Below are 16876 nucleotides of genomic sequence, written 5' to 3' on the forward strand. Positions count from 1 at the left end.
GGCTACGGCCGTGCCGATCCGCCCCATGCCGACAATGCCGAGCCGCTTGCCCCAGATGCGCCGGCCCAGCATCCAGGTCGGCGACCAGCCGGCCCATTTCTTGTCGCCGGTGAGCACATTGGCGCCTTCCGCGAGCCGCCGCGGCACCGCCAGCATCAGCGCCATCGTCATGTCGGCGGTGTCTTCGGTCAGGACATTCGGCGTGTTGGTGACGGTGATGCCCCTCTTGGCCGCAGCCGCGACATCGATCTTGTCGACGCCGTTGCCAAAATTGGCGATCAGCTTGAGGTTGTCGCCTGCCTGAGCGATCAGCGCCGCGTCGATATTGTCGGTAATGGTCGGCACCAGAACGTCGGCTTCCTTGACCGCCGCGACCAGTTCCGGCTGCGTCATCGGCCGGTCCTCGACATTCAGCCTTGCGTCGAACAGTTCGCGCATGCGGGTCTCGACCGGGTCGGGCAGCTTGCGCGTGATGACGACGAGAGGCCTTTTTTTGCCTGCCATTGTTTCCCTCTCGAGTATTTGCCGCAATTCCGAACGCAAAACCGCTTCACAGGTTTGCTGGAATTGCTCTAACCCGATCTCGTTGAGACCTCTTTAACCAAGACCGGCGAAACTGAAAGCCGGTCGCGGTGCCGATTACCCATGTAACAAGCGGTGCCGCCGAAGACAAAGAAAAAGGGGCGCCGAGGCAAGCGCCGAAAGGAATGAAAGTGTCTGGTTTCGCGTCGCTTCGCCTGGCCCTCAGTGCAGCATTTGTGGGCGCTCTGCTTTATTCTCCGCTTACGGCGGCACAGAGTGCGGCTGCACCTGCCCAGAGCGTCGTCACGCTCGGGCCGAGCGGCCTGCCGCTGCCGCGATTCGTCAGCCTGAAATCCGGCCGCGTCAACTCGCGCGTCGGCCCCGGCGCCAACTACTCGGTCGACTGGATGTACATGAAGGCCGGCCTGCCGATGGAGATCATCCAGGAATTCGACACATGGCGCCGCGTGCGCGATGCCGATGGTTCGGAAGGCTGGATCAACCAGTCGCTGCTTTCCGGCCGACGCACGGCAATCGTCGCACCATGGCAGCGTGGCAAGGGCACCCGGATCAATCTTCTCAACAGCCCCGACAAGGATGCAAGGGTGGTCGCGATGATCGAACCTGGCGTCATGGGTACGATCAAATCCTGCGACGGCCAGTGGTGCGAAATGACGTTCGACGGCCACACCGGCTGGCTTGCCCAGTCGGTCGTCTGGGGCGCCTATCCCGGCGAACGGGTCAAGGACTGATTCTCTTTCGCGGTCCTGGCTTTATGCCCGATACGGCCGAGATGGGTGTCCTGGAAGCCGGTCGGCAGCTTCAGACCGTAGCCCAGCGCACGGTCGATGGCGATGTGGGCGATCCATATCAGCGCAACCGCCATCGCGGCCGCATTGCCCCACATGTGCCCGCCGAGCAGCAGCAGCACGGGCACGATCAGGATGTGCAAGGCGTTGTAGGCAAGGGCACCGACGCGCGGACCGGCCAGATAGCCCGACATCGATAGGTCAGGCGCCAGGATAAGCAATCCGAAGAGCCACCAGGAGATGCCGGTCGAACCGTAGAAAATGACGGCAGCCAGTGCCACGATCGCCCATTCGAGCCGGATTACGAGATCGAGGGGTTTCATCCCTGGCCGATAATTCTGGCTTGGCAGATGATTCCGGCCTCGCCAGTCATTCGCGGCGTTTGGGGCGCAGCCTCACGACGATGTCGACATTGGCGATCTCCATCCCTTCCGGAGGCTCCGGCAGGTTCGCAACCGTCACCGGACCGCTGTCGATGTCGAATATACGGTTTTCGCCTTCGATGTAGAAATGGTGGTGGTCGGAGGTGTTGGTGTCGAAATAGGTTTTCGCGCCTTCGACGGCGAGGATGCGCAAAAGTCCCGCCTGGGTAAACTGGTGAAGGGCATTGTAGACGGTGGCCAGCGACACCGGCACGCCGGCGGCAACCGCCTCCTCGTGCAGTTCCTCGGCCGACAGATGCCGGTCGCCCTTGGCGAAAAGCAGATCGGCCAGCGCAATGCGCTGACGCGTCGGCCTCAGCCCGGCTTCACGGACCCGCTTGTCCACAGCGACATTTTCCTTCCGGCCGTCCAGGTCCATCTTCTCGTCGAACCCCACAGTTCCGCCCCAAGACACGCCCAGAATGGCAAAAAAATGAACGTCTGCCGAAACCGGACCTCTCAGGACATATATTCTGTCGTCCGAATGCGATCAATAGCGCGCATTGACCCAGGCAGACGAGCAGGCTAAGCGCAAACGCCGGTTTCCGGCCTGAAACAGATTGTGTTAGGAAACCAACGACAAGGGCACCCGATGGCCCGGAACGATATGGGATGAGATTGATGGCGGGTAAATCCAGCTACGAGTACGACGAATTGCTGGCCTGCGCCCGCGGCGAACTGTTCGGACCGGGCAACGCCCAGCTTCCCTATCCGCCAATGCTGATGTTCGACCGCATCACCGAGATCAGCGAGACCGGCGGCGCCTTCGAGAAGGGTTTCATCCGCGCGGAGTTCGACATCAAGCCGGACCTGTGGTTCTTTGCCTGCCATTTCATCGGCAATCCGATCATGCCGGGGTGCCTCGGCCTCGACGCCATGTGGCAACTGACGGGCTTCTATCTTGGCTGGCTTGGCGAACCCGGGAAGGGAATGGCGCTGTCGACCGGCGAAGTGAAATTCAAGGGCATGGTCACGCCTTCGGTGAAGAAGGTCGAATATGGCATCGACTTCAAGCGCGTGATGCGGGGCCGGCTGGTGCTCGGCATCGCCGATGGCTGGCTGAAGGCGGATGGCGAACCCATATACGCGGCAACGGATTTGAAAGTCGGTCTGTCCAAGCAGTCGGCGGTCGGCTGACCGGCACCCCTGGCCGGCCCCCTTTGGCCAGCATCCCTGGAAGGAGTTGCGAATGAGACGTGTCGTAGTCACAGGCCTCGGCATCGTGTCGTCGATCGGCAACAATGCCAACGAGGTGCAAGCCTCGCTGCATGACGCCAGATCAGGCATCAGCTTCTCGGATTCCTTCGCCGAACACGGCTTCCGCTGCCAGGTCTGGGGAGCGCCGACGCTCGATCCATCGGCGATGATCGATCGCCGTGCGATGCGCTTCCTGAGCCAGGGTGCTGCATGGAACCACGTCGCCATGGACCAGGCGATCGCGGATGCGGGCCTCGGCGAGAGCGACATCACCAATGAGCGCACCGGCATCGTCATGGGATCGGGCGGACCATCCACCCGCACCATCGTCGAAGCTGCCGAAACGACGCTGAAGAACGGCAGTCCCAAGCGCATCGGTCCATTCGCGGTGCCGAAGGCAATGTCGTCGACCGCATCGGCGACGCTTGCCACATGGTTCAAGATCCACGGCGTCAACTACTCGATCTCGTCGGCCTGTTCGACCTCGGCGCATTGCATCGGCAATGGCTATGAATTGATCCAATGGGGCAAGCAGGACATCGTCTTCGCCGGCGGCCACGAGGATCTCGACTGGACGATGTCGGACCTGTTCGACGCCATGGGCGCCATGTCGTCGAAATTCAACGACAAGGCATCGACCGCCTCCCGTGCGTATGACGTCAATCGCGACGGCTTCGTCATTGCCGGGGGCGCCGGTGTGCTGGTGCTGGAAGAGCTTGAGCATGCCAAGGCGCGCGGCGCCAAGATCTATGCCGAGATCGTCGGCTATGGCGCGACGTCGGATGGCTACGACATGGTTGCTCCTTCAGGCGAAGGCGCGGTCCGCTGCATGCGCCAGGCGCTGGCCACGGTTTCCACGCCGGTCGACTACATCAACACCCATGGCACCTCGACGCCGGTGGGAGATTCCAAGGAAATGGGCGCCATCCGCGAGGTGTTCGGCCCAGAGATGCCGTACATCACCTCGACGAAGTCGCTGACCGGCCATTCGCTGGGCGCGGCCGGCGTGCAGGAATCCATCTACTCGATCCTGATGATGCAGGGCGGTTTCATCGGCGAAAGCGCCCATATCGAGACCCTCGACCCCGAATTCGAGGGCATGCCGATCGTGCGAAAGCGCATCGACGACGCCAGGATCGACACTGTTTTGTCCAATTCGTTCGGCTTCGGTGGCACCAACGCCACGCTCGTTTTCCAGCGCTATTCCGCATAAGGATTTGCCGGCCATGGACGGATTGATGAAGGGCAAGCGCGGGCTTGTCATGGGTGTCGCCAACGATCATTCGATCGCCTGGGGCATCGCCCGGAAATTATCCGAACACGGGGCGGAACTCGCCTTCACCTATCAGGGCGATGCCTTCGGACGCCGGGTCAAGCCGCTGGCCGACAAGCTCGGCGCCTCGCTGGTCGTGCCGTGCGACGTCGAGGACAGCGCTTCGGTCGCCGCCACGTTCGAGACCCTGGGCAACGAATGGGGCGGGCTGGATTTCATCGTCCACGCCATCGGCTTTTCCGACAAGAACGAGTTGAAAGGCCTCTACGCCGACACCAGCCGGGACAATTTCGTCCGCACCATGGTGATCTCCTGCTACTCCTTCACCGAGGTCGCCCGCCATGCGGCCACCTTGATGAAGGACGGCGGATCGATGATCACGCTGACCTATGCGGGCTCCGTCCGCGTCATGCCGAACTACAATGTCATGGGCGTCGCCAAGGCCGGACTGGAGGCCAGCGTGCGCTACCTCGCCAACGATTACGGTCCGCGCGGCATCAGGGTAAACGGCATATCGGCTGGGCCCGTGCGCACGCTCGCCGGCGCCGGCATTTCGGACGCCCGCCACATGTTCTCCTACCAGCAGCGAAACTCGCCACTGCGCCGCACGGTGACCATCGACGAGGTCGGTGGTTCGGCGCTTTATCTGTTGTCGGATCTGTCTTCCGGGGTTACCGGCGAAATCCACTATGTCGATTCCGGCTATCACATCGTTTCCATGCCGACGCTCGACGAATTGAAGCAGACCGACGGCGGGCGAGACTAACGCCTGTCGGCCAAAGGTGCGCGACGGTTTTGAAATGGCGGACATCTGAAAACACGAAGCTTAAAGCGCGCGGCTAAACCCCGTTTCAGCGCCAGTCGCATTGATCCGCTCAAGAAATACTTCCGGTCCAATAAAATTGGATTCATTCGCGGAAACTCATTTTAAGGAGATATCCGGTAGAAAGCTCCGTACTCAGGGGAACTTTCAATGCTCGCCGTCAGCAACCCGAAGCGAACACCGGTGTTCCGACTGCTCACCATAGCGAGTTCGGGTCTCGGCAGTTTCGTCCTCGGGCTCTGGGGCCTGAAGCTCGGTCTCGGCGATGGCTTTGCCGGCATCTCCGCCGACATGATGGTCTCGGTGATGGCCGCTCTTTGCGCACTGGCGGCGTCGGTCGCCGCGATGTCCTTCTTCGCCGGCGTCGATGAATCGGCGGATTTCGTCTTCACGGAAACCCATTTCGACAAGCTGACCGGCCTGGTGGCACGTCCGGCGATGGTCGGCAAGATTGCCGAGGCGGCATGCGCGACCAGCCGGACCGGCGAGCCGATGTTCCTCATCGATATCGACATCGACCGGTTCAAGCAGATCAATGACGCCATCGGCTACAGCCAGGGCGACGAGCTGATCCGCGCCTTCACCAAGCGCTTGAAGACGTGCGTGCCGCCGCGCGCGCTGATCGGACGCATCGGCGCCGGTGAATTCGCGATCCTGCTCCCCGACAACCAAGTCGCAGGGTCCTTGGAAAGCACCATAGAGAGGCTCATCGACGAGATGATGGAGCCCTATGATCTCGGTACGCACCTGCAATCGGTCAGCCTGTCGGTCGGCATCGTGGCGATGCCAAAGGACGGTGTCGATCCCGTCCTCATCCTGCGCCGCTCCAATCTGGCGCTGCAGAACGCGCGCGCCAGCGGCGTCGGCAACTGGTCCGTCTTCCATGCCGAAATGGGCAGGGTCGCCGACCATCGCCAGTGGATCGAATCCGAACTGCATACAGCCTTCGAGCGCGGTGACTTCGACCTTCATTACCAGCCGCAGCTCGATCTCCCGACCGGCCGCATCGTCGGCTACGAAGCGCTGATCCGCTGGCGGCATCCGGAACGCGGCATGATCCCGCCGATGGAGTTCATTCCGATCGCCGAGGAAACCGGCATGATCGGCCCGATCGGCGAATGGGTGCTGCGCAAAGCCTGCAGCGACGCCCGGCATCTGCCCGACGACTGCTTCGTCGCCGTCAACATCTCGCCCGTCCAGTTCATGACCAAGGACTTCGTCGGCATCGTGCGCGACACCATGACGAGCACCGGCATCAAGCCGTCACGGCTGGAACTGGAAGTGACCGAGACGGCGATGATGCAGGATCGCGACCGCGCCGCCGCCATCCTGAAGGAGCTTGCGGATATCGGCATTTCGGTCGCCGTCGATGATTTCGGCACCGGCTATTCCAATTTGAGCTACCTGATCGATTTCTCATTCGGCAAGCTGAAGATCGACCGGTCCTTCGTCAGCCGCCTCGACACAGATTCCAGCTCCGGCGCGGTCGTCTCGACCATCGTCGGGCTTTCGCGCGCGCTCGGCGTCAGCATCATTGCCGAAGGCGTCGAGACCGAAAGCCAGGCGACACTGCTCAGGGCAGCCGGCTGCGAGGTGGTGCAAGGCTACCTGTATGGCAGGCCCGCCCCCCTCAAGATCAGGGTCGGCGACGTGCATATCACCGATGAGGTCCGGCGCGTTGCCAATCTGCATTGAGTGCGACGCGATATCTGTTTTTGAGCATGATCTTTTCCGAAACCGGTATCCACTTTCGGGATCATGCTTCAACGACGAGCGGAAAGCACCTTGAACATGCCGTCACGAGCGAGTTCGGCATGGCTCGAAAAGACAGCCGCCAAGATCGGTTCGTAGGGAAGCTGACGGTTGGCGACCATGAACAGCCGCCCACCCGGCTTCAAGGCCTTGGCCGCCGCTCGGATCATGCCGGCGCCGATCTCCGGCTCGGCCGCCCGGCTGCGGTGAAAGGGCGGGTTCATGGCAATCGCGTCGTAGCGCTTCTCGACTGGTTCCTTCAGCAGATCGATCCAGAAGAAATTCCTGGCGGTCGGCTGGCTGACCGCTGCCAGATTGAGCTTCGCGGCTTCAAGCGCGGCGAAATCGGCCTCATAGAGGTCGAGCGCCTGAACGCCGGGGGAGCGGGCGGCGATCTCGGCCGCCACATAGCCCCAGCCGGCGCAGAGATCGGCAATGCTGCCACGCAGGTCATTGGGCAGGTTCTCGACCAGCAATTTCGATCCGGTATCGATCCGGTCGAACGAGAACATGCCGGGCGCGGTGTGGCACCGGCCTTCAACCAGCAGAGCGGGGTTGGCAGCGCGCAATTCTTCCGCGGCGGCCAGATCGGCGGGACGTCGCAGCCAGAAGGCAATGCCGTGATATTTGGGCAAATGGCCTTCAAGCGGCACAAGCTCGTCAACGCGCTTGCGCAGGCTGGCAATGCCATCGTCCTTGCCGCCGGCAATGACGACCAGGCCGCCCGGCGCCACGCACTCAAGCGCCTGCGCGATGCGCACTTCGTTCAAGCCGCGATGCCGGCCGGCAAGCACAAGTGCCATATCGAAGCCATCGCCTTCCACTTGCGCGGTGACGACGAAGCCAGACGCCTGCAGCACGCTAAAATGCGGCCGGAAGCCCTGTACGAGGTGAAGCGTCGCCTCAAAGCCTTCAGGCAGGCGAAAACCCGGCTCAGCGCCGAAAAACAGGGCGCGCGTGCCCTTTCCCGGCAAAGCAACAGCCTCCGCCTCGAAGGGATGGAAAAGCGTCTTCAACGGCTCGGCGGACATTGTTCGATCTCGACTTGTCTAAGCGCTTTGAAACCCAGGCTGAAAATGAAAACGGGCGCGACATAAGCCGCGCCCGTTTCGATTCATGATCTCAGACCAATCAGGCGGCGTTTTCTTCGCCTTCGGTCTTCTTGTCGCGGGCGAGTTCCTTGCCGGTGGCCTGGTCGACGACCTTCATCGACAGGCGGACCTTGCCGCGCTCGTCGAAGCCCATCAGCTTGACCCAGACCTTGTCGCCTTCCTTGACCACGTCCGAGGTCTTGGCGACCCGGTCGTTGGCAAGCTGCGAGATGTGGACGAGGCCGTCACGCGGGCCGAAGAAGTTGACGAAAGCGCCGAAGTCCGCGGTCTTGACGACCGTACCTTCGTAGATCTCGCCGACTTCCGGCTCGGCGACGATGGTGTGGATCCACTTCTTCGCCGCCTCGATCTCCTTGGCATTGGACGAAGCGATCTTGACCGTGCCGTCGTCCTCGATGTTGATCTTGGCGCCGGTCTTTTCGACGATCTCGCGGATCACCTTGCCGCCCGAGCCGATCACGTCACGGATCTTGTCGGTCGGGATGTGCATCACTTCGATGCGCGGTGCGAACTCACCCAGTTCCGAACGCGCGCCGGTCAGAGCATGCGCCATCTCGCCGAGGATGTGCTGGCGGCCATCCTTGGCCTGGTCCAGCGCGATCTTCATGATCTCCTCGGTGATGCCTTCGATCTTGATATCCATCTGCAGCGAGGTGATGCCGTTGGCGGTGCCGGCGACCTTGAAGTCCATGTCGCCGAGGTGATCCTCGTCACCGAGGATGTCGGATAGAACGGCGAAACGCTCGCCTTCCTTGATCAGGCCCATGGCGATACCGGCGACGGGCTTGGCCAGCGGCACGCCGGCATCCATCAGCGCCAGCGAGGTGCCGCAGACGGTGGCCATCGACGACGAACCGTTGGACTCGGTGATCTCCGAGACGACACGCAGCGTGTAGGGGAACTGGTCGGCGCTCGGCAGCATCGGGCGAATGGCGCGCCAGGCGAGCTTGCCATGGCCGATTTCGCGGCGACCCGGCGAACCCATGCGGCCGGTCTCGCCGACGGAATAGGGAGGGAAGTTGTAGTGAAGGAGGAACTTCTCCTTGTACATGCCGGTCAGCGAATCGACATACTGCTCATCCTCGCCGGTGCCGAGCGTGGCAACGACCAGCGCCTGGGTCTCGCCGCGGGTGAACAGCGCCGAACCGTGGGTGCGCGGCAGGACGCCGACTTCGGAGACGATCTTGCGGACCGTCTTGAGGTCACGGCCATCGATGCGCGAACCGGTGTCGAGGATGTTCCAGCGCACGACCTTGGCCTGGAGTTCCTTGAATACCGAACCGATCTGCTCGGAAGTGTACTTGGCATCTTCGCCTTCGGCCGGGGCAAACGCTGCCTTGACCTTCGCCTTGACGGCGTCGACGGCGGCGTAACGCTTCTGCTTGTCGACGTTCTTGTAGGCGTTGCTGAGTTCGTCGCCGACGATCTTCAGCATCTCGGCTTCAAGCGCGGAATAGTCCGGCGCGGTGAAGTCGCGCGGCTCCTTGGCGGCGACTTCGGCCAGCTTGATGATGGCGTCGATGACCGGCTGGAAGCCCTTGTGGCCGAACATGACGGCGCCGAGCATCAGCTCTTCGCCCAATTCCTTGGCTTCGGACTCAACCATCAGCACAGCGTCGGCGGTGCCGGCGACAACGAGGTCGAGCTTGGATTCCTGCATCTCGTCGACATGCGGGTTCAGAACGTATTCGCCGTTGATGTAGCCGACGCGGGCGCCGCCGACCGGGCCCATGAAGGGGACGCCGGAGAGCGTCAGGGCGGCCGAAGTGGCAACGATCGACAGGATGTCGGGATCGTTCTCGAGATCATGCTGGACGACGGTGACGACGATCTGGGTGTCGTTCTTGTAGCCGGAGGCGAAGAGCGGGCGGATCGGGCGGTCGATGAGGCGGGAAACCAGCGTTTCCTTCTCGCTCGGACGGCCTTCACGCTTGAAATAGCCACCCGGGATCTTGCCGGCGGCGTAGGTCTTTTCCTGGTAGTTGACGGTCAGCGGGAAGAAATCGAGGCCGGGCTTCGGCTCCTTCATCGAAACGACGGTGGCGAGGACCTTGGTCTCGCCGTAGGTGGCGAGCACCGCGCCATCAGCCTGGCGCGCGATCTTGCCGGTTTCGAGGATGAGCGGACGACCGCCCCATTCGATTTCCACTTTGTGGTGATTGAACATCTCTTGTCCTTAATATGAGGAAAGGGCCGCGCCGTTTCACGGTGCGCGGAGATGCCCTTTCCCTGGCTTCCTTTCTCGGGCAGCCACGGGCAAGACAACGGGAGGCTCGGGTGATTTCGGCGCGGTGCGCGCGCGAGCGTCCTGCAATCCTGCCCCATGACCGTCCATGGGCGGTTTCGAGTGCCCTCTGCACGATCGAAACCGGGTCTGGCCAGTCGATACGACTGGCAGAATGCGCGACCGGCGGGCTCTCCTTCGAAAGCCCGCCGGTCAATTCGTCAACGACGCAGACCGAGCTTCTCGATCAGCGTCTGGTAGCGCGCGTCGTCCTTGCGCTTGAGATAATCAAGCAGGCTGCGGCGCTGGGAGACGAGAGCAAGCAGACCACGGCGGGAATGGTTATCCTTCTTGTGGTCCTTGAAATGGTCGGTCAGGTTCTTGATGCGCTCGGAAAGGATGGCCACCTGGACTTCCGGAGACCCGGTATCGCCCTTGGCGGTTGCGAATTCACCCATCAATTCCTGTTTGCGCTCGGCAGTAATCGACATCGTGTTTTTCCTTATCTGTTTGAGGAAACGGGTCGCCCTCAGCCGGGATGTCGTCCAGCAGGGGCCGGTGCAAGCAAAGCGTCATAGCGCTAAGCTGCGGCGCATATAGTGCAATTCCCCGGAAAACACCAGCCCAATTCACAAGCCGGCTTTTCAGGCCAAAATGGCAGGTTTATCCCTGTCAAAGCCATTTCTTCCATTTGAAGAAGGCGATCAGCCCGAACGCGACAAGCGCCATGAACAGCAGCGACAAGGGATAGCCGTAGTAGGCCTTCAGTTCCGGCATGTTCCAGGGCGAAGACTCCGGATCGAAATTCATGCCCCAGATGCCGACCAGGAAGGTGAGCGGCATGAAGATGACCGAGACGATGGTGAGATAGCTGATAACGTCGTTGGTGCGCGCCTGGCTCAGCGACAGGTGCATCTCGATCAGGCCGGTCAGCATATCGCGCTGGGTCTCGACCAGCTCGATCAGCCTGAGCGCATGGTCGAGCGTGTCGTTGAGGAAGATCTTGGTCTCGGCCTTCACATAGGGCACATCGTTGCGGATCAGCGTCGCCAGCGCATCGCGCATCGGCCACAGCACGCCTTTCAGCACGTTGGCGTCACGCCGCAATTCATGCAGCTGCCGCATCTGGTGTTTGTGCGGCGAATGCAGCATCTGGTCCTCGATGCTGTCGACCATGTCACCGGCGGCCTCGATCGGCGGAAAATAGCTGTCGACGATGGCATCGATCAGCGCATAGGCAAGATAGTCGGCGCCGCGGGCGCGCAGCCGGTTGGGCGCCGAACTTTCAATGCGCTTGCGCACCGGATCGAATGGATCGCCTTCCCGCTCCTGGAAGGTAACGACGAAGTTGCTGCCGAAGAAGACGGCGATCTGCTCATAGCGGTGCGAGGTGACATCGTCGATCATCCTGACGACGACGAAGGCATGGTCCTCGAAGAAGTCGACCTTAGGCCGCTGGCCGGTGTTGACGACGTCCTCCAGCGCCAGCGGATGCAGGCTGAAAATGCGGCCGATCTCCTCGATCAGCGGGATGTTGGCGAGGCCGGTGCAGTCGAGCCAGAGGACCGGCCATTTGTGGCAATGGGTGTTGAGGTCGTCGATGCTGGCATTTTCGATAGTCTTGAATTTTTCGGGCGAGATCAGCGTCAGACGCAGTTCCGAGCGACGCGCCGACGGGTCGGCGATCAGCGTGCCGGGCGACGCACCGACCGGCGGCCGCCGCGTTTTCGCCGGTGCCCGCGTCTTCACGGTCTCAGCCTTTGCCATATTCCCCTCGTGCGAGTCCTCGCCTCGACATTAGACGACAGGAATCAACCGGCAAAGACCCGCTTGGGCTTGAACATGCCTTGCTCAATGGCACCGATGGCGACCAGCTTGCCGCGCGCCGTGGCGCAGGCTTCTTCGGCTTCCACCGGTGCGTCGCGGCCGCGGATGATGACCGGGTTGCCGAGGCGGATCTTGGTTGCCGCGTCATCGCTGATGGCGATCTGCGGCAGGCAATCGAGGGCAGCCGATGTGTCGACCAGAAGCGCATCGATGGCGTCGAAGTCGATTGGCGCTTCCACCTTGTCGGCAGCCTCTGCCTTGTCAGCGGCTTCTGTCGTGTCCGAGCTGTCGACCTCCTCCACACCGAAACGGGCGGCTTCCAGTTCGGCGATGGTGACGAAGTCTTCCGAGGTGAACGGCTCGACCTCGACCCGGCGCAATTCGGAGATGTGACCGAAGCAGCCGATGTCGCGGCCCATGTCGCGGGCCAGCGAGCGCACATAGGTGCCCTTGCCGCACTCGACCTCGAAAACAGTATGGTCGGCGCCATGCTCGACAACGTCCAGACGGCCGATCTCGATCTCTCGCGCGGGTATGTCGACCGTCGCGCCGTCGCGGGCCAGATCATAGGCGCGCTCGCCTGCGATCTTGATGGCCGAGAATTGCGGCGGCGTCTGCATGATGACGCCGGTGTATTTCGGCAGCAGGGCGAGCACTTGGGCTTCCGACGGACGCAGGTCGGATTCTTTCGTCACCGGACCTTCGAGGTCATCGGTCGAACGCTCCTGTCCCCAGGCAACGGTGAAGCGATAGATTTTGGCGCCGTCCTGCACGTAAGGCACGGTCTTGGTAGCCTCGCCAAGCGCGATCGGCAGCATGCCGGACGCCAGCGGGTCGAGCGTGCCTGCATGGCCGGCCTTTTCCGCCTGGAACAGCCATTTGATCTTGGAGACGGCTTCGGTCGAGCCCATGCCGACCGGCTTGTCCAGGATCAGCCAGCCCGAGATCGGCCGGCCCTTCTTCTTGCCGCGACGCGCCACTATTCGGTGTCCTTGTTGTCGTCTTTGTCCTGGTCTGCGTTTTCCTGGTCCTCAGGACCCAAATCGCGCGCCACTTCCGGCGATTTCAAGAGGTCGTTGATCCTGGCAAAATTGTCGAAGGAGGTGTCGAGCTTGAAGCGGAACTCCGGCATGAACTTCATCTGCCGCAGCGCGCCGGAGACACGGCCACGGACGAATTTCGCATGCTTGTTCAACGCCTCGACCACCGCATCGGCATCTTTGGCGCCGAGCGGCGAGACGAAAGCGGTAGCGACCTTCAAATCGGGCGACATGCGCACTTCCGAGACCGACACCACGGTGTTCTCGATCAGCGGATCGATGATCTCGCCGCGCTGCAGGGTTTCGGATAGCGCATGGCGCACCTGTTCGGCGACGCGCAGCATGCGCTGGGATGGGCTGGATGCGGTTGGACGGGGCATTTTTCTCAATCCTGAAAGCGTGAGGCGCGGGATGGAACCGTGCCGCATGTCTCATATGGGCATTCTCAATAGACTTGGGGCGGCGGCCTTTCGACCACCGCCCGGTATGGACAAGTCACTCGAACTCAGAGTGTCCGGGTCACCATCTCGACGCGGAAGCACTCGATGACGTCGCCGACGCGCATGTCCTCGTAGTTCTGGAAGGCCATGCCGCACTCCTGGCCGCCGGGGACTTCCGAAACTTCGTCCTTGAAGCGCTTCAGCGTCTTCAGCGTGCCTTCGTGGATGACGACGTTGTCGCGGATCAGGCGCACGCCCGCACCACGCTCGACCTTGCCTTCGGTGACACGGCAGCCGGCGATCTTGCCGACCTTGGTGATGTCGAAGATTTCGAGGATCTGCGCATTGCCGATGAAAGTCTCGCGACGCTCCGGCGACAACAGGCCCGACAGAGCCGCCTTCACGTCATCCACAAGGTTGTAGATGATCGAGTAGTAGCGGATCTCGATGCCAGCCGCCGCTGCAGCGGCACGTGCCTGGACGTTGGCGCGGACGTTGAAGCCGATGATCGCGGCACCCGAAGTCTCGGCCAGCGACACGTCGCTTTCGGTGATGGCGCCGGCGCCAGCATGGACGATGCGTGCACGCACTTCGTCGGTACCGAGCTTGTCGAGTGCGGCGTTGATCGCCTCGATCGAGCCCTGCACGTCGCCCTTGATGACCAGCGGGAATTCCTTCAGCCCGCTTGTCTGCAACTGCGACATCATCTGCTCGAGCGAACCGCGCTGGCCGGCATGCTTGGCAACCGCCTTCTCGCGCGCCAGACGCTGGCGGTATTCGGTGATCTCGCGGGCACGGGCCTCGTTGTTGACCACGGCGAAGCGATCGCCGGCCTGCGGGGTGCCCTGCAAGCCAAGCACTTCCACCGGCATCGCCGGCGGCGCTTCCTTGATCTGCACGCCACGATCGTTGACCAGCGCACGCACCCGGCCCCATTCATTGCCGGCAACGAGGATGTCGCCCGGCATCAGCGTGCCGGTCTGCACCAGCACGGTGGCAACGGGACCACGGCCCTTGTCGAGCTGGGCCTCGATGACGACGCCTTCGGCGGTACGGTCCGGATTGGCCTTCAGGTCGAGAATTTCGGCCTGCAGCAGGATCGCCTCGAGCAGTTTGTCGAGATTGGTGCCCTTGGTCGCCGACACTTCGACGTCCAGAACTTCACCGCCCATGGATTCGACGAAAACCTCGTGGCGCAGCAGTTCGGAGCGCACCTTCTGCGGATCGGCATCATGCTTGTCGATCTTGTTGATCGCCACGATGATCGGAACGCCGGCCGCCTTGGCATGGCTGATCGATTCGATCGTCTGCGGCATGACGCTGTCATCGGCCGCAACCACCAGGATGGCGATGTCGGTCGCCTGGGCGCCACGAGCACGCATCGCCGTGAAGGCGGCGTGGCCGGGCGTGTCGATGAAGGTGATCTTGTGACCATTCTTCTCGACCTGGTAGGCGCCGATATGCTGGGTGATGCCGCCGGCTTCGCCGGAGACGACATTGGCGTTGCGGATCGCGTCGAGCAGCGAGGTCTTGCCATGATCGACGTGACCCATGATCGTCACGACCGGCGGACGCGAAACCAGGTCCTCGGCATTGTCGGCGATGTTGAACAGGCCTTCCTCGATGTCGGATTCGGCGACGCGGCGGACCGTGTGGCCGAATTCGGTGGCGACCAGCTCGGCCGTGTCGGCGTCGATGACGTCGCCCGGCTTCAGGATCTGGCCCTGCTTCATGAAGAACTTGACCAGGTCGACCGCGCGCTCGGACATGCGTTGCGCCAGTTCCTGGATGGTGATGGTCTCTGGCAGGATCACTTCGCGCATGACTTTCTCGCGCGGCTCATTGTGCATCGCGCGCTTGAATTTTTCCTGGCGGCGACGCATCGACGACAGCGAACGGGCTCGCGCATCTTCGTCGGACAATGCCGAATTCAGCGTCAGCTTGCCACGGCGGCGATCTTCCTCGCTCTTGGTCGGCTTGGCCGGACGCGCCACTTCAGGCGTGACCGGACGGCGCACCGGTGCGCCGGCACCAACCCGCTTCGGCTTGGCCACTTCCTCGTCATCGACTGTTGCCAGTTCGGCAGCCAATGGCGCGCGGCGACGCGCCTCTTCCTCGGCCCGACGGCGGGATTCGGCCTCGGTCTGCAACCGTGCTTCTTCCTCGGCCTGGCGGCGCGCGGATTCATCGCGTTCGCGCTTGCGGCGCTCTTCGTCCTCGGCGCGACGCTTGGCATCCTCGGCGGCGCGCTGGCGGTCCTCGACCTCGCGAACCTTCGAGCCCTCGAGCGCCCTGCGGCGTGCTTCCATTTCACTGCGCGACAGTTCGTTCAGCACCATGCCGCTGCGCTCGACCGGGGCCGGGGGCGGCGGGGGTGGCGGCGCCTTCGGTGCTTCCGGCACGACGACGGGTGCGGCCACGACCGCCGGCTTCGGTGTGAAGACGGGGGCGGCAACAGGCTCCGGCTTGTCGCCGGGCATCGAGAACTTGCGCTTCTTGGTTTCGACGACGACCTGCTTGGTGCGGCCGTGCGAGAAGTTCTGGCGCACAGTGCCCTGTTCCATACCGGGGCGCTTCAGCGTCAAGGTCTTCTTCGGCGTCACACTCAGCGTATTGTCGTCACCCGATTTCGTATCGCTCATTCCATATCCTCTGCGGCATCATCTTCGTCAGCAACAGCCGCAAGCATTGCCAGATCGTCCGGGGAACCGCCCCGATACCGGTCGAGCGCAACCATGCGCTTCTGGACCGCCCTGCCCGCGTCTCCCGCGAGAACGGCAGCATGTATCACATTTGTACCCCCCAATGCCAAGCTCAACTCGGCCTCGGAGAAAAGTTTGTAGGCAAGGATAGCGGGCCCACCGAGATGGACCGTCGCCCGTCGCGCCTGGCTGATCTTGCGCACGCCGTCATCGGACGCCTCGGAAGCATGCAGCACGAAAAGCGCCAATCCGCCGCGCACCGCGCTCTCGACCTTGGTAGCACCAAGCGAAATTGCGCCTGCCTTGCGGGCAAGACCAAGCATGCCCAGAGCGTGCCTGGAAAGCAGCCCGTCGACCATGCCGCCAAGATCGGGCGGCACGACCACCTGTGCCTTGAAGGCGCGGGCAAAGAGGTTCTTCGCCGCAGCCTTGTCGATATGTAGGCGGTCGGCGCTCACCCAGCAACCGCGGCCGGGCAGATTTCTCTTGATGTCGGGAACGACGGCCGAATCCGGGCCGACGACGAACCGGATCAGATCATCCGGTTCGGCTTGTTTGCGCGTAACGATGCAGGTGCGATCGTTCATCTCGTCCAAGGGCGGGTTCGGTGCGATGCGGTTTCACCTCACGCACCAACGGCTTCGTCAGCCGAGACTTCTTCGGCTGCAAGCTCGTCTTCGGTGATCCAGCCGGCCTTGAGGCGGGCGGCCAGAACCATATGTTCGGCGTCTGC

General features: G+C 62.5%; 16 protein-coding genes. 5 read left to right on the top strand and 11 right to left on the bottom strand.

Annotated features, from left to right (window positions below; genetic code table 11):
* On the bottom strand, nt 1–504 hold a 504-nt coding region (locus tag EN879_RS05230; RefSeq protein WP_281034583.1), incomplete at its 3' end, for an NAD(P)-dependent oxidoreductase.
* Nucleotides 505–713: 209 nt separating this feature from the next.
* Between EN879_RS05230 and EN879_RS05235 the strand changes: the two genes are divergently transcribed.
* The gene (locus EN879_RS05235) at nt 714–1274 is read left to right on the top strand and encodes an SH3 domain-containing protein (protein WP_127273972.1); all 561 of its coding nucleotides are present in this window, start codon (nt 714–716) and stop codon (nt 1272–1274) included.
* Here EN879_RS05235 and EN879_RS05240 read toward each other — a convergent pair.
* Both EN879_RS05240 and irrA read right to left on the bottom strand, forming a co-directional pair.
* Nucleotides 1247–1654: a DUF4260 domain-containing protein gene (locus EN879_RS05240; protein ID WP_063169996.1), complete on the bottom strand. Its 408-nt coding sequence runs from the start codon at nt 1652–1654 to the stop codon at nt 1247–1249. The genes EN879_RS05235 and EN879_RS05240 overlap by 28 nt on opposite strands.
* Nucleotides 1655–1700: 46 nt before the next feature.
* Nucleotides 1701–2132 carry an iron response transcriptional regulator IrrA gene (gene irrA, locus EN879_RS05245; RefSeq protein ID WP_024503471.1) on the bottom strand — a complete coding sequence of 144 codons (432 nt, stop codon included), beginning with the start codon at nt 2130–2132 and terminating at the stop codon, nt 1701–1703.
* Between the two features lie 242 nt (nt 2133–2374).
* On the opposite strand from irrA, the gene fabA reads away from it, so the two are divergent.
* The 4 genes from fabA to EN879_RS05265 all read left to right on the top strand — a co-directional run bounded on the left by fabA (nt 2375) and on the right by EN879_RS05265 (nt 6741).
* Nucleotides 2375–2890, top strand: coding sequence for a 3-hydroxyacyl-[acyl-carrier-protein] dehydratase FabA (gene fabA, locus EN879_RS05250; RefSeq protein WP_013527885.1), 516 nt, complete (start codon nt 2375–2377; stop codon nt 2888–2890).
* 52 nt (nt 2891–2942) lie between these two features.
* Complete coding sequence (gene fabB, locus EN879_RS05255; RefSeq protein ID WP_024503470.1) at nt 2943–4163, top strand: beta-ketoacyl-ACP synthase I; 1221 nt, start codon at nt 2943–2945, stop codon at nt 4161–4163.
* Nucleotides 4164–4176: 13 nt separating this feature from the next.
* Nucleotides 4177–4989, top strand: a complete 813-nt coding sequence (fabI, locus tag EN879_RS05260; RefSeq protein WP_013527887.1) for an enoyl-ACP reductase FabI — start codon at nt 4177–4179, stop codon at nt 4987–4989.
* Nucleotides 4990–5196: 207 nt separating this feature from the next.
* A complete protein-coding gene (locus EN879_RS05265; protein ID WP_027161757.1) occupies nt 5197–6741 on the top strand; it encodes a bifunctional diguanylate cyclase/phosphodiesterase in 1545 nt (514 codons plus the stop codon).
* A 68-nt stretch (nt 6742–6809) separates the two neighbouring features.
* Here the strand turns inward: EN879_RS05265 and EN879_RS05270 are convergent, their stop codons facing one another.
* From EN879_RS05270 to EN879_RS05305, 8 genes are all read right to left on the bottom strand, one after another.
* Nucleotides 6810–7829, bottom strand: coding sequence for a class I SAM-dependent methyltransferase (locus EN879_RS05270; RefSeq protein WP_063169995.1), 1020 nt, complete (start codon nt 7827–7829; stop codon nt 6810–6812).
* 100 nt (nt 7830–7929) lie between these two features.
* Nucleotides 7930–10077 (bottom strand): polyribonucleotide nucleotidyltransferase, encoded by a 2148-nt coding sequence (gene pnp, locus EN879_RS05275; RefSeq protein WP_013527890.1) that lies wholly within the window; start codon nt 10075–10077, stop codon nt 7930–7932.
* A 278-nt stretch (nt 10078–10355) separates the two neighbouring features.
* Nucleotides 10356–10667 carry a 30S ribosomal protein S15 gene (gene rpsO / locus EN879_RS05280; protein ID WP_269470859.1) on the bottom strand — a complete coding sequence of 104 codons (312 nt, stop codon included), beginning with the start codon at nt 10665–10667 and terminating at the stop codon, nt 10356–10358.
* A gap of 139 nt (nt 10668–10806) precedes the next feature.
* Nucleotides 10807–11901 (bottom strand): magnesium/cobalt transporter CorA, encoded by a 1095-nt coding sequence (gene corA / locus EN879_RS05285; protein ID WP_063169994.1) that lies wholly within the window; start codon nt 11899–11901, stop codon nt 10807–10809.
* Nucleotides 11902–11945: 44 nt separating this feature from the next.
* Entirely contained in the window at nt 11946–12941 is a 996-nt protein-coding gene (gene truB / locus EN879_RS05290) for a tRNA pseudouridine(55) synthase TruB (protein ID WP_013527892.1), read from the bottom strand.
* On the bottom strand, nt 12941–13381 hold the full coding sequence (gene rbfA / locus EN879_RS05295) for a 30S ribosome-binding factor RbfA (RefSeq protein WP_024503464.1): 441 nt from the start codon (nt 13379–13381) through the stop codon (nt 12941–12943). The genes truB and rbfA overlap by 1 nt, the downstream gene beginning before the upstream one ends.
* A gap of 125 nt (nt 13382–13506) precedes the next feature.
* Nucleotides 13507–16083 (bottom strand): translation initiation factor IF-2, encoded by a 2577-nt coding sequence (infB, locus tag EN879_RS05300; RefSeq protein ID WP_013527894.1) that lies wholly within the window; start codon nt 16081–16083, stop codon nt 13507–13509.
* On the bottom strand, nt 16080–16730 hold the full coding sequence (locus tag EN879_RS05305; protein ID WP_024503463.1) for an RNA-binding protein: 651 nt from the start codon (nt 16728–16730) through the stop codon (nt 16080–16082). Before EN879_RS05305 ends, infB begins: the two co-directional genes overlap by 4 nt.
* Nucleotides 16731–16876 lie beyond the last annotated feature (146 nt).

Origin of the sequence: Mesorhizobium sp. M7A.F.Ca.AU.002.02.1.1 (assembly GCF_003998535.1) — a bacterium.
In the GTDB taxonomy this organism is placed as follows: domain Bacteria; phylum Pseudomonadota; class Alphaproteobacteria; order Rhizobiales; family Rhizobiaceae; genus Mesorhizobium; species Mesorhizobium ciceri.

Coding starts and splice junctions, on each gene's coding strand:
- EN879_RS05240 (WP_063169996.1), bottom strand. CDS start 1,654: ATGAAACCCCTCGATCTCGTAATCCGGCTCGAATGGGCGATCGTGGCA.
- irrA (WP_024503471.1), bottom strand. CDS start 2,132: ATGGACCTGGACGGCCGGAAGGAAAATGTCGCTGTGGACAAGCGGGTC.
- fabA (WP_013527885.1), top strand. CDS start 2,375: ATGGCGGGTAAATCCAGCTACGAGTACGACGAATTGCTGGCCTGCGCC.
- fabB (WP_024503470.1), top strand. CDS start 2,943: ATGAGACGTGTCGTAGTCACAGGCCTCGGCATCGTGTCGTCGATCGGC.
- fabI (WP_013527887.1), top strand. CDS start 4,177: ATGGACGGATTGATGAAGGGCAAGCGCGGGCTTGTCATGGGTGTCGCC.
- EN879_RS05265 (WP_027161757.1), top strand. CDS start 5,197: ATGCTCGCCGTCAGCAACCCGAAGCGAACACCGGTGTTCCGACTGCTC.
- EN879_RS05270 (WP_063169995.1), bottom strand. CDS start 7,829: ATGTCCGCCGAGCCGTTGAAGACGCTTTTCCATCCCTTCGAGGCGGAG.
- pnp (WP_013527890.1), bottom strand. CDS start 10,077: ATGTTCAATCACCACAAAGTGGAAATCGAATGGGGCGGTCGTCCGCTC.
- corA (WP_063169994.1), bottom strand. CDS start 11,901: ATGGCAAAGGCTGAGACCGTGAAGACGCGGGCACCGGCGAAAACGCGG.
- rbfA (WP_024503464.1), bottom strand. CDS start 13,381: ATGCCCCGTCCAACCGCATCCAGCCCATCCCAGCGCATGCTGCGCGTC.
- infB (WP_013527894.1), bottom strand. CDS start 16,083: ATGAGCGATACGAAATCGGGTGACGACAATACGCTGAGTGTGACGCCG.
- EN879_RS05305 (WP_024503463.1), bottom strand. CDS start 16,730: ATGAACGATCGCACCTGCATCGTTACGCGCAAACAAGCCGAACCGGAT.